Consider the following 13,174-nt stretch of genomic DNA (forward strand, 5'->3'; position numbering starts at 1 on the left):
GTAATAGGCGCTGGGCTTTTTGATGTTTAGCGAATGGCGAGTAAATTAACCGGCCAATAAATCCGTCGCCACTTTGTAGCTTGGATCTTCTTTTACGTTAATTTCTACAAGGCTACCTGCTTTTTCAAGTAGGTTACGGCAATCAGGGCTTAAGTGACGTAAGTGCAATGTTTTACCTACTGCAGTATAACGTTCTGCAATCGTTTCAATGGCTTCGATAGCAGAGTGGTCTGCGACACGTGAGTTAGCAAAATCCACAATGACGTCAACAGGGTCATTTTTTGAGTCAAATAGCTCTAAGAAGTTTGCTGCTGACCCAAAGAAGATGGGACCGTTGATATGATATTCTTTTGAACCTTCTTCATTTAGGCGGCTGCTCGCGTAGATATGTTTCGCGTGTTGCCATGCAAACATGAGTGCAGAGGCAATAACACCAACGGCCACGGCTACAGCTAAATCCGTTAATACCGTAACAATAGTAACCAACACGATAACGAAGAAATCTTGTTTCGGAACGCGACGAGCAAGCTTAAACGTTGCCCACTCAAATGTGCCGATAACCACCATAAACATAACACCAACGAGCGCTGATAATGGGATCATCTCAATTAATGAAGAACCGAATAATATAAAGAACAATAGGGCTAGTGCTGCCATGATCCCGGAAAGTCGACCACGACCGCCCGAGTTAACGTTGATCATCGACTGACCAATCATCGCACAACCACCCATCGCACCAAATACCGAGCAAGTCATATTCGCAATACCTTGACCGACACATTCACGGTTGGCCTGACCACGTGTATTTGTCATTTCATCAATGACGGTTAACGTCAGTAATGACTCAATTAAGCCGACGGCTGCTAGAATAATTGCGTAAGGTAGAATAACTTGAAGTGTTTCCAAGTTGAACGGAACCATTGGGATTGAGAAGCTTGGTAAGCTTCCTGCTAGCGTTGCCGCTTCATCACCTGACATGGACCGAAGGAAATCGACAACGGTGCGTGTATCTAGGCCAAAAAGTTGCACTAATAAGGTAACAGAAACAATCGCCACTAATGACGAAGGCACTGCTGTAGTGAACTTAGGTAAGAAATGAATAATCGCCATCGTTAGCAGGATAAGCCCTGCCATGATGGACATTTGGTCAACTGGTAGCCAACTCATTACACCATCAATGTTGGGGGCTTTAAATTGACCAAGTTGAGCTAGGAAAATAACAATAGCAAGGCCATTTACAAAACCGATCATCACGGGATGCGGCACCATACGGATAAATTTACCCAAACGGAATATACCAGCGGAAACCTGTAAAACACCGGCAAGTAGTATTGCAGCGAAGAGGTATTGCACACCATGAGTGGCAACGAGGCTCACCATAACGACGGCCATTGCGCCTGTCGCACCAGAGATCATACCTGGACGGCCACCGAAAATTGATGTGATTAACCCAACAATAAAGGCAGCATAAAGGCCAACCATAGGGTCAACACCGGCAACAAAAGCGAAGGCGACTGCTTCAGGCACAAGGGCAAGAGCAACAGTAAGGCCCGATAGCGTATCATTTTTAATGGATTGCCCTGAAAATTGTGGAAATTCAAACATTTTAGCTCAGTATATTTGCGGATAGATAAAGTGGTACCAATCTATATTGCGACTAAAGCCAAATGGTTAAGCAAAAAGCGTGCTTTAAATGCAATTGTGATCGGATTCTAATTTGACTGGCGAATCGTACAGAATAGTGTGACTGACTTCAAGAATAATTGTGATTTTGGCCCCAGAAATTAATGATTTTTTAACAATTCCTGAGTCGTACAATTGGTTGTAGACAGTCATCGCCGCAGAGGTGTTTTTTATCACGTCAAGATGATGGGGTGGCCTCGTTCAGGGTGCGGAACAACTTGTACTGGCCAATGGTAGACATCAGCAATGTTTTCCTTTGTTAGGGTTTCCCATGGCGTCCCATCGGCGACAAGTTTGCCTTCATTTAGAATCAATACTCGGTCGGCATATTGCGCAGCAAGGTTTAAGTCGTGAATAACGGTGATGACAGATGCCCCTTCATTGGTTAATGATTTTGCTAGCTGTAACGTTTTATGTTGGTGTGACAAATCTAGCGCAGAGGTTGGTTCATCCAAAAGTAATACTTTTTTGTCTTGGCTCTGTGCCAATTGGGTCAATACTCTGGCTAAATGTACACGCTGTTTTTCACCACCAGAGAGGCTAGGGTATAAGCGGTCAGCGAGATGCAGCACATCGGTTTCTCGCATATATTGCTCTGCGATAGACGCTATCTCCTTCTGCGATGCACGTAAGGTCAAGCCTCCAAGCTCAATGACCTCTTTAACAGAAAAATTAAAGGAGAGTGTACTGGACTGAGGCAATACGCCCATGTGTCTTGCTAATGTGGATGCTTTCCAACTGTCGGAGTCGATGTCGAAATAACTCACTTTGCCTTTAAGAGGCCACTCCTTAGTGATCAGCTTCAATAAACTGCTCTTTCCGGTTCCGTTTGGTCCTAATAAGATGGTTAATTCCGATGCATGAAAATCAACGGAAACGTCATCTAAAATAGTTTTTCCACCAAGTTTGAGATGTAAATTTTTGAGAGAAATCGCGGTTGTCGTCATTAAATACGCCCTTTTTGTTTCACCAATAACCAGATAAAGAAAGGAGAACCAATTAACGCAGTAACAATACCTACTGGCATATCGAGTGGTGCGACTACCGTTCTGGCGAGCATATCGGCAACGAGTAATAATAAAGCCCCAATTATCATTGAGAGAGGGAGCAATGTGCGATGGTTGGGCCCCGTGACCATTCGACCTAAATGAGGAACGATTAATCCGATAAAACCGATCATTCCTGCAAGAGACACTGTCACGCCGACACCTGCGGCGGTAAGTAAAATAAGTCGGCGTTTTAGCGCTTGAGTTTCTATGCCCATATGTTTGGCCTCCGGCTCACCTAGCAGCAAAACATTGAGTTTATTTGCATCACGATAAAAAAGTATAAAGAGAATAATTAGACTTGAAAAAGCCATGCCCAAACCTTGTAAGTTTGCTCCGGCCAGTGATCCCATTGTCCATAAAGAGAGATCTCTTAATGCTTTATCATCCGCAAAATAGTTCATCAAACCGAGACCCGCCCCCGCTAGAGCACTGATGGCGACTCCCGCTAGAAGCATCATAGTTACAGACGTTCCTGTTGGAGATGTCCCTAGGCGATAGACAAGTAGAGTAGTGATAGTACCGCCTACAAAAGAGAATAAAGGCACGGTTCCAAATAACAATAGACCGGGATATTGTTCGGCAAGGCTTCCGAAAAGGACGATGGCAATAGCCGCACCTAAAGCGGCACCGGCGGACACACCAATAATCCCTGGGTCGGCAAGAGGGTTTCGGAATAGGCCTTGCATTACGGTGCCACATAAGGCCAAAATCGCGCCAACCGCAACAGCCAATAGGGTTCTTGGCAACCTGATCTGCTGAATAATTAATTCGATGTAGTTTGCATCAGCACTTTTCGAAGAAAAGTCTCCAGGCAGAATAGCAAGCATGCTGTCTATAAAACTAATATCCATCGGCCCTATGGATACCGAGGCAATCACAGCGATAAATAGAAGTGATAATCCTATAGGTGTTAATAATCGGACAGAAATTCGCCCTGAGATCATATTATTCATTTTGTATTATGTCGTCTCGATAGTTTTATAATTCGTTTTGGTTGAACATATCATGCAGCTTTTGAGCAAGTTGAATACTTGCTATACCAAACCCTCCGATTAATGCATGGCTTGGAATAGAAACGATTTTTCCTGGTTGGCCCGCTGGTGTAGCAGCCAATAAAGGGAAAGTAGCCATTATTCCGTCATGACCCTTAAGGCTACTCCACGCTCGTTCGCTAACCAGTATATAGTCGGGTTGCAATGCGACAACGGACTCTATAGAAAGCGGTTTATAGGAGCGTACAGCTTCACTCGCTGGGTTAGTCGCACCGGACAATGCAATGACCTTATCGACCGTCGTCTCTCTACCGCCCACCGTAGCAGGTCGGCCTTTTTTTAGCATCAAAAAGATGACTTTAGGGCTGCGTGTCAATTCGGATGTATTCAAATTATCGATATCTTGTTTTACTGTTTGCTTAAGCTTTACTGCTTTATTGGTTGTGCCTGTGAGTTCTGCAATAATATCAATTCGATGAAATAAATCTTCGATTAAATTGCCCGGAGGTACAACCAAAACGTTCACATGGCTTGATCTTAACTGAGCTAACGTTGTATCAGGTCCCATTTCATCAGAACCGATAAGATAGCTCGGATTCAGAGCCAATAATCCTTCAGAAGATAGCTTTCTGTGGTAGCCAACCTGAGGGATGTTACTGCCAGTCAGTAGATGCTTACTCGTAGCATCGACGGCAATAAGTTGCTGCTCTGCTCCAAGAGCATAAATTAATTCAGTGACAACAGAACCGGCACTGATAATCCGCTCCTCCGCTGTGGCTGAAAAATGGGACAAAAGTAGGCTCAAACCGATTAAATAGACTCTCATGATTCTTGGTTATCCATAATTATATTGGTGGCGTTGATTTGGTTTTTTTGTAAAAAAGCCAAAAGCTTTAGCATGGCTTCTACGGATGCGGACTTATCCGCGGCGATGACAAGTGTTTTGTTCGGGTGTTTTTTGATTGCTGACATAAGGTCGTGCGTGAATCGAGCCCAATCCGAGTACCGATTTCCTTCTATAGCCCAAAGAGAATCCTTAGCGTGTATATTGATAGTGATGACTTCTTTATCAGGGCTTTCCAGTATTTCGTGGTCTAGAGTCTGAGGAAGGTTCACTTCCATCGTTTTAATCTGAATGTTGGTCGTTAATAATAGGAATACTAAAACGATGAAAATAAGGTCTAGTAGTGGGGTTAAATCTGGCGTTAATGCATTTTGTTGATGATCGCCTGAAGTGATCATACGGTCCTTACCTTACATTCATTGGTTGGCTTTGTGGTGCTGTGCAACTTGGTAAATGATTGGCAGTGGATGACTTCAGGGGTCGATTTTTCTAACGAGATGCCTTCGAGGAAAAGGCTGCAGTGATTCAATGCATGTTCTATTTTTGCGATAGAACGTCCCGCCCATAACTGAAGAATTTGACTACCAAAAATAGCGGGAACCGCAATGATTAATCCGGCGGCGGTAGTCGACATCGCAAGCCCTAGGCCTTTAGCCAGTGAAGAAGGCGCAATAGGACCGGTTGTAACCGCAAGGTCTTTAAACATTTCTATTAACCCGAGCACCGTACCAAGTAGGCCGATCAAAGGGCTGATTGCACCAATAATAGAAAGAAAACGCAGCCCTGATGTGTACTCTTGGCGAATATTAGCTAACCAAATACTCACGGTTTGTTCTCTTAAGGATTGAGCAAAATTTTTGTGTGTGAGCAGAAGCGCGATCCCTTTTGATAATGTATTTTTTTTCGCCGATTGTTCTTGGATCAGTTCATTGAGTGCGTCGTTATTGTTTATATCGATGCTTCTAATTTTTCGAATCAGGTAAAGGCTGGATGTCCTGCTATTTATACTGAGAAAAACAATGCGCTCTATTAACAGCATTAGCGTTAGGAGTGAGAGTAGAGTTAGCGGCAAAGCCATCAAGCCCAACTGGCTATGAATCGTCGTTAAGGTGTTCATTTATCTATCCAATTTAAAGTTTACGGGTATCTGTACTCGATGAGCGATGGCATGTCCCCGGTTGGTTGAAACGTCGAATTTCCAGTTTGATATCGCGGTTAATGCGGCACCGTCTAGCGTCGAAAAACCAGAAGAATCGACGATAAACTGCTTGATCTGTTTCCCTTGATCGTCGATCCAAACCTCTATCAGTACTTTGCCTTGTTGACCGCGCCTTTTCGCTAAACGTGGATAGCTGACAGGGGTTGGCCTTGCTTTAAAGGTTGGCTTTTTTATGAGCATGGGAGTGGACGACCTAGAAGTATTTACTGCACTCTCGACGGGTTTGCTAGGTATATCAGCTTGTGTTGAGGTTTTTGTCTTTTTAACGGTTGTTCTTTTTTCAACCTTTAACGCTTGTTCATTTCTAGTATCACGATTTTTCGTCACTTTGTTTTTGGATGTTATCGTTTCTGATATTGGTTTTTTGGGAACAATTGTTTTTATCGAATCGATAGGTTTCTTTAGTTCGGTGTCTTTTTTGACCGAGTAATCTTGTTTTTCGACAATAGCCGGCAGCGATTTAGCGTATTTCTCTTGTGGGATAGGTATTGCTTTTTTAGGCGCCGCGACGAATTGCAAATGCATGTTCGCTGTTGTCGAATCCAGAGAGACAGTCAACGCATTCTGTGCTGGTTGAGCCAATAACATAAGGCTATGCAGTGCAAGAGAAACACTTCCAAATATCACATATCGTTTATCGTTCAAAGTAGACCCTTAGAATGATGTCAGTACATCTAGATAATCAATTTTCGAGTAGATTGTAAATGTAAATACGAATGAGATCAATTCGTATTTACATTTGTAAAAATTGACGGTAGTATTCTTAGAAATCGAAGAACGCTTTAAAATAAGATATTTAGTAAGGTTAATGCTCACTCATGATTATTGATTTAGACGATGTTAATTTGGTTGGATGCCATTCTCCTGACCCGATAAGCACGGCATTTGTTAAAAAAACTGGTGCTCATGCAGGAGGACAATCTACGCCCATTAGTGAGGCAAACGTTCAGTTTGAGTTAACTCGTAGGTTAAAACAGCAAGGGGAAAATAATCGTTCTCGTTGCCTGTATGTACACATTCCTTTCTGCCGAGTTCGTTGTACGTTCTGTAATTTTTTCCAATATGCTTCTAGCAAAAATTTGATAGAAAATTATTTTCAAGCGCTAGTAGCCGAGCTTCACTGGAAATCTCAATTCGCATGGACGCAATCGCAGCCGTTTCACGCGGTATATATAGGCGGAGGTACACCCACGGATCTCAGTGCTGAGCAGCTAGAAATATTAGGCAAAACAATTAGACGTTTGTTCCCATTAACATCGGATTGTGAACTGACGCTTGAAGGTAGATTGAACGGATTTAACTCAGATAAATTCGAGCATGCGTTAGAAGGTGGATTCAATCGTTTTTCTTTTGGTATCCAGTCATTTAACTCAAAAGTAAGACGAGCAGCAAAACGGCTGGATGATAGAGAATACGTACTAAACAGAGTTCAAGAGTTGGTCCGTTATAACGCCGCACCTATTGTTCTTGATTTGCTTTATGGGTTGCCGCATCAAACATTAGATATTTGGGAACAAGACCTGAATGACTACGTGGTCTCAGGGGCTCACGGAGTCGACTTATATCAGTTGATTGAAATGAAAGGATTTCCAATGGCTCAACTGGTCGAAAAAGGTAAATTACCCGCGCCTGCAGATACGGCATTGAAAGCCAGAATGTATCAATTTGGTGTTCAATTTATGGACCAACATTATCAGAAGAGATTGAGCGTAAATCACTGGGCATCTTCTAACAGGGAAAGAAGTATTTATAACAGCTTGGCTAATTCTGCCGCGGAAGTGTTGCCTCTAGGGGCGGGTGCAGGAGGGAATGTTGGAGGAATTCAGATGATGCATACGAGAGATATGGGCGCTTATATCGAGGCGGTGACTAAACAGGAGTTTCCAATAGCGATGGCGTTTGAGGCCCCAATTACCCGAGGTATTAGTGCAGAAGTAAAATCGGCTTTTGATCAAGGTGTATTAGTAAAACGCCGCCTTGATTCACTCTATGGTGAAACGTTATTTGAGGCGTTATTACCATTGTTTCATGCTTGGCAATCCAATGGCCTCGTTAACCTAGAAAAGGAATACCTTACTCTAACGGTCGCGGGACAGTTTTGGTCTGTCACATTGGCTCAAAACCTTATTGAAGTCATCGAGAATAATCATTATTTAGTACGTGCTGCGTAGTCTGGAGAGAAAACAATGAACCTATCTTGCCCAATAGAAGAGATCAGAACAAGGATATTTGAACTAAATGAACAAGAACCGAATATTTCCGTCGCGGAGATGGCAAGTAAATTGGAGGTATCGGAAGGAGAAGCGACATTAGCTCTGCCGAGTCACTACGTTTTTTCTATTGACGGAGGTTGCACTCAAGCTATTTTGCAAGCATTACCATTTTGGGGGAATGTGACCACCATTGTGCATTCCCACGGGTCAATTTTTGAAACCAAAGCGCCGTTTCCTAAAGGGAAGGTTTCGCATGGCTACTATAACCTTATGGGTAGGCGAGACGGTGAATTGAATGGCCATTTGAAAATTGACCTTGTTACAGATGTTGCGTTTGTGTCTAAGCCATTTCGTGGAATGGAAAGTCATTTCATTGGCTTCTACGAGCAAGCGGGAAATTGCGTATTTAAAGTCTATTTAGGTAGAGATAAAAAACGCCAGATATTAGCAGGTCAAATAGAGTTATTTAGAAGCTTACAGAGGGATCTGAGCAATGGAAAATAAACAACTCCGAATACAGAATCGGATTGGAAATGATATTTTAGAGTTTCGCCAGCATCAAAAAACACTGCAATTAGCCACACTTACCCATGACGGCTGCCCCCATGTGAGTTATACCCCATTTGTTTATTTACCTGACGGTTACTACATCTTGATCAGTGATATCGCTAAGCATGGGCAGAATATTAAAAATCATCAACAGGTTTCAATCATGATGATAGAGGATGAACAGGATTCTAAAAGTATCTATGCTCGAAAGCGTTTGAGTTTTGATACCAAAGCAAACCTCGTTCCTAGAGAGTCTGATTCTTGGCTAACGGCGATCAGTGCACTTGAACAACGATTTGGAGAAATTGTTAATAACTTGAGCAAACTAGGCGATTTTCACATGTATCAACTTATCCCAGAAAAAGGGCGCTTTGTGAAAGGTTTTGGCAAAGCGTTTGATATCTCGGGAAGCGATAAAGTGGATATCGTTCATTTAGATGGAGGCCATATAAATAATAAATAGAGCCGCATCATCATACGTGATTTAAATATCAAAAAATAATTCAACAACTATAAAGGACTAGATGAGACATCAAATCTCGTCTGTGAATTTGTTCGCCTAAAAAATGGATAAAGGAAAGAAAAATGCTTAACAAAACAAGAATAGCGGTGGCGATAGCGGGGGTGCTTTCACTACCAGCAACGACGAATGCAGAGACATACTCTCTTGACGAAGTAGTGGTTTCGGGGACACGTACGGAACAAAGTAAGAAAGATGTATCGTCCTCGATCGACGTGATTTCCGCAGAGGATATGAACAAAAACGTAGTGAGTGATTTGAAAGAGGTGTTTCAATATACCCCCGGTGTTGATGCTCAAGGTTCGGGTCGTTTTGGTGTTTCAGGTGTCAATATCAGAGGCGTTGAAGAGAGCCGAGTTAAAATGATGGTGGATGGTGTTCAGCAACCAACGCCCTATAACCCCGGTTCAAGCGAGCAGCGGAAATACCCTAATACGATTGAAGTCGATACACTGCAATCAATAGAGGTGAATAAAGGCCCTTCTTCTACCTTATATGGTTCTGATGCTTTGGGTGGTGTCGTATTAATGCGTACTAAATCTCCTCAAGATTACCTCACCACATCAGGTGACGAGCATCGATTTGGTATAAAAAGCGGTTACGCCTCGGCGAGTGATGAATTCAAAACGACGGTTAATTGGGCGATGCGCCAGGATAAGCTCGAAACCTTATTGATGGCAACCTATGCCAATGGACATGAAACAGAGACGCACGGTTCAGGTGATGCGATTGAAGGCCCTGATCGTGGTGCTGCAAACCCAGCAGACAAAGAATTAGCTAACCTTCTTGGGAAAGCTTTTTATCAAGTCAATCAAGACAATCGAATCGGCCTCACGGTTGAGTACTATAATCAGCAGTACGATGAAGACGAACTGAACTATAACGGTTATAGCATTATGCCGGGGTTTACCTACACTGATAGTTATAACAAAGATGTTAATGAACGTTTTCGTATCGGTTTAGAGCATCAAATGTTTATGGATGTAATGTTCGCTGACTCTTTAGATTGGTCAATCAATTACCAAGATTCGAGTTCATTGTCGAAAAATTACGATACGACGGGTTTTTCTGGTCAACGCATGCGGGAGCGAGATGCTTCAGACAAATCGATTCAGGTGGATACCCAATTATCTAAAATTACCATGATTGATGGCAATGCGCATGAGTTTACCTACGGGGCTATGTTTTTAAATAATGATTTTGCGTTAGATAATACAGACTATAAATATGATTTTGGCACTGTTACACCAGGAAGTACGGGGATTCCTGATGCGAATGTCATTCAGTGGGGTGTATTTATCCAAGATCAGGCTTTCTTTATGCAAGAGCGTCTAATCGTCACCGCCGGGCTTCGTTTTGATTCTTTTTCCGCTGACCCAAGTACTGACTCGGGCTATACAACAGAATATGCAAAAAATAGCGACAGTGCAGTGACAGGGAAGCTTGGATCGGTTTATCATTTGAATGATCAACTCTCGTTATTTGGTCAAGTGAGCCAAGGCTTTAAAGCACCAACCGTCTACGACCTATATTACTTTTATAATCAAGGGGCGATTATTGAAACCAACCCGGACTTAAAAGCGGAGAGAAGTACGGCCTATGAGCTTGGATTACGTGGTGAAAATAGTTCAGCGCGCTTTGAGTTCGCTATGTTCTACAATGATTACACAGACTTTATTACTCAAGAGGTCACGGGTGAACGAGGCGGTAAAGATGTTATTACCAAAAAGAATCTTGATGAGGTTGAGATATATGGTGTTGAATTTAGCTCAACCATTTACCTTGACCAGATGTTTTCTGCCCCTCAAGGGATGTATAGCCGTGTCAGTGTTTCCTATTTAGACGGCGAAGATAAGAAAACTGGTGACGCATTAGATTCAGTTGCACCGCTAACAGGCGTTATCGGTTTGGGGTTGGATAGAGAGGTTTATGGTGCGGCGTTGAATGTAAAAATGGTTGCGGCTAAAAATGATTGGCAAGCGGATGATAATGAAAATGTTTCGGGTTATACGTTAGTCGATTTTACGACGTATTATCAACCTACCCAAGATGTAAGAGTATCAGCAGGTTTGTTTAATGTTTTGGATAAAAAGTATTGGTTATATGATGACATCGCTGGACGAACAGCGACGAACAGCTTTAACAAAGATATAAAATCGCAGCCTGGGCGTAATTGGGGTGTAGCGGTGGATTACCAGTTCTAGGTCTCCCTTATCTTATACTCTTTTAACCAAAAGCCGCCTTTGCATTAAAAGGCGGCTTTTTAAATTTGGATCAAATAGTGTCAAATCAAGCAATAAAAGAAATCAATATAGAATGGCTATATGGCCATGCCATACAACATAAGAAAAAACTTGTTGTGGCAAATTGCGTTGCTGTTTTGGCTGCGGTTATCAGTGTACCAATACCTTTAATGCTTCCATTGTTAGTCGATGAGGTACTGCTACAACAACCAGGCTCTGGCATTGCATTCCTTAATCGATTAATACCAACATCTTTACATAGTCCTCAAGGCTATATAGCGATGGTCTTACTGCTCATTATTATGATGCGCTTAGTCAGTCAGGGGTTGAATATATTACAGGCTCGTCAGTTTACTTTAGTGTCTAAGTCGCTCACTTGCACATTACGAAAAAGACTTTTAGAAAAACTCGGTAAAATCAATATGCGTCAGTACGAAGAGAGAGGAAGTGGGGCACTGACTTCTTATCTCGTCACGGATATCGAAACCGTTGATAAGTTTATTGGTTCGACCATGAGTCGATTTGTCGTCAGCATTCTATCGATTATCGGAATTTCGATGGTTTTGTTTTGGTTAGATTGGAAGCTAGCGCTTTTCATCATTTTACTCAATCCAGTCATTGTACTGTTGTCCAAAAAGATGGGCCATAAAGTAAAAGAATTAAAGAAAAAGGAGAATCGTTCCTTTGAAAGGTTTCAGCAACGATTAGTCGAAACGCTGGATGGTCTGTATCAATTGAGAGCGTCAAATCGAGAGCGAGAATACCTAGAAAGGTTAATGCAAGATGCCGATGGTATCAGGCAAGACGCTGATAATTATGCGTGGCAATCGGATGCCGCCAACCGAATTTCTTTTTTATTGTTTCTCGTCGGTTTTGAAATATTTCGAGCCGTGGCGATGGTGATGGTGCTGATGGGGGATCTTACTGTGGGCCAAATATTCGCGGTCTTTGGCTACCTTTGGTACCTGCTTTCACCTATACAGGATTTGCTGAGCATACAATATTCTTGGTTTAGTGCTTCAGCAGCAATGAAGCGTTTAAATGGCTTATTAATGTTGGAAGAGGAAAAGGTGTACTTACCAAAACTTGTTCCTTTTGAGAGAAATCAGTCGTTTGATATAGAGTTTAAGAGCATTGAATTTGCCTATGACTCAGAAAGACGGGTTATCGATAACCTGAGTTTGTGTATCCCTAGAGGAAAACGAGTTGCTTTGGTCGGAGCGTCTGGAGGGGGAAAATCGACACTTATTCAGCTGTTGCTTGGTATCTATCAAAAAACCAACGGGGATATTTTAATCAATGGGTATCCTATAGAGGATGTGGGTTATGAAAGCTTAAGAGATAGGCTAGCTGTTGTATTACAACACCCTATGATCTTCAACGATAGTTTAAGAGAAAACCTTACTTTGGGTGAGAGTTACAGTGATGACCAACTTTGGAATGCACTTAAGGTTGCTCAACTGTACGAGTTTGTAATTGCGCTACCAGATCAATTGGGTTCTGAACTCGGCCGCCAAGGTGTTAAGTTGTCGGGGGGGCAAAGACAGCGTTTAGCGATAGCAAGAATGGTACTGGTTAACCCTGATTTCGTGGTGCTAGATGAAGCTACTTCGGCGCTAGATACGTCGACAGAATCTGCTTTACACCATGCTTTGGATACGTTTCTGGATGGTAAAACAACGCTGATAGTGGCGCATCGATTATCGGCTGTAAAACAAGCTGACTTGATTTATGTACTGGAGGATGGAAAAGTGATTCAATCTGGAAATCATCATGAGCTTGTTCAAAAAGAAGGGTTGTATCAGACGCTTTATGGCACTCAAGTATAGGACCAAAAAACAATAAAAAAAGGTAAGACTTTT

12 protein-coding genes are annotated in these 13,174 nt (G+C 42.4%); 5 read left to right on the plus strand and 7 right to left on the minus strand.

The genetic code is table 11. The features are described 5' to 3' along the window. Nucleotides 1–45 precede the first annotated feature (45 nt). From IUZ65_RS05235 to IUZ65_RS05265, 7 genes are all read right to left on the minus strand, one after another. Complete coding sequence (locus IUZ65_RS05235) at nt 46–1,605, minus strand: SulP family inorganic anion transporter (protein WP_195702741.1); 1,560 nt, start codon at nt 1,603–1,605, stop codon at nt 46–48. A 251-nt stretch (nt 1,606–1,856) separates the two neighbouring features. After that, a complete protein-coding gene (locus IUZ65_RS05240; RefSeq protein WP_195702742.1) occupies nt 1,857–2,630 on the minus strand; it encodes a heme ABC transporter ATP-binding protein in 774 nt (257 codons plus the stop codon). Continuing rightward, nucleotides 2,630–3,685, minus strand: a complete 1,056-nt coding sequence (locus IUZ65_RS05245) for a FecCD family ABC transporter permease (protein WP_195702743.1) — start codon at nt 3,683–3,685, stop codon at nt 2,630–2,632. Before IUZ65_RS05245 ends, IUZ65_RS05240 begins: the two co-directional genes overlap by 1 nt. Nucleotides 3,686–3,710: 25 nt before the next feature. After that, nucleotides 3,711–4,550 (minus strand): heme/hemin ABC transporter substrate-binding protein, encoded by an 840-nt coding sequence (locus IUZ65_RS05250; protein ID WP_195702744.1) that lies wholly within the window; start codon nt 4,548–4,550, stop codon nt 3,711–3,713. After that, a complete protein-coding gene (locus IUZ65_RS05255) occupies nt 4,547–4,966 on the minus strand; it encodes an ExbD/TolR family protein (RefSeq protein ID WP_195702745.1) in 420 nt (139 codons plus the stop codon). Before IUZ65_RS05255 ends, IUZ65_RS05250 begins: the two co-directional genes overlap by 4 nt. After that, entirely contained in the window at nt 4,963–5,685 is a 723-nt protein-coding gene (locus tag IUZ65_RS05260) for a MotA/TolQ/ExbB proton channel family protein (protein WP_195702746.1), read from the minus strand. The genes IUZ65_RS05255 and IUZ65_RS05260 overlap by 4 nt, the downstream gene beginning before the upstream one ends. Then, nucleotides 5,686–6,432, minus strand: coding sequence for an energy transducer TonB (locus IUZ65_RS05265; RefSeq protein ID WP_195702747.1), 747 nt, complete (start codon nt 6,430–6,432; stop codon nt 5,686–5,688). A 173-nt stretch (nt 6,433–6,605) separates the two neighbouring features. Between IUZ65_RS05265 and hutW the strand changes: the two genes are divergently transcribed. From hutW to IUZ65_RS05290, 5 genes are all read left to right on the plus strand, one after another. Beyond that, nucleotides 6,606–7,958 carry a heme anaerobic degradation radical SAM methyltransferase ChuW/HutW gene (hutW, locus tag IUZ65_RS05270; protein WP_195702748.1) on the plus strand — a complete coding sequence of 451 codons (1,353 nt, stop codon included), beginning with the start codon at nt 6,606–6,608 and terminating at the stop codon, nt 7,956–7,958. 15 nt (nt 7,959–7,973) lie between these two features. Further along, nucleotides 7,974–8,504 carry a heme utilization cystosolic carrier protein HutX gene (hutX, locus tag IUZ65_RS05275; RefSeq protein WP_195702749.1) on the plus strand — a complete coding sequence of 177 codons (531 nt, stop codon included), beginning with the start codon at nt 7,974–7,976 and terminating at the stop codon, nt 8,502–8,504. Next, nucleotides 8,494–9,012, plus strand: coding sequence for a heme utilization protein HutZ (gene hutZ / locus IUZ65_RS05280; protein ID WP_195702750.1), 519 nt, complete (start codon nt 8,494–8,496; stop codon nt 9,010–9,012). The genes hutX and hutZ overlap by 11 nt, the downstream gene beginning before the upstream one ends. A 122-nt stretch (nt 9,013–9,134) precedes the next feature. Next, nucleotides 9,135–11,273 carry a TonB-dependent hemoglobin/transferrin/lactoferrin family receptor gene (locus IUZ65_RS05285; protein ID WP_195702751.1) on the plus strand — a complete coding sequence of 713 codons (2,139 nt, stop codon included), beginning with the start codon at nt 9,135–9,137 and terminating at the stop codon, nt 11,271–11,273. 77 nt (nt 11,274–11,350) lie between these two features. Beyond that, nucleotides 11,351–13,141 (plus strand): ABC transporter ATP-binding protein, encoded by a 1,791-nt coding sequence (locus IUZ65_RS05290; RefSeq protein ID WP_195702752.1) that lies wholly within the window; start codon nt 11,351–11,353, stop codon nt 13,139–13,141. Nucleotides 13,142–13,174: the final 33 nt, after the last annotated feature.

Source organism: Vibrio sp. VB16 (genome assembly GCF_015594925.2).
Classification (GTDB): Bacteria; Pseudomonadota; Gammaproteobacteria; order Enterobacterales; family Vibrionaceae; genus Vibrio.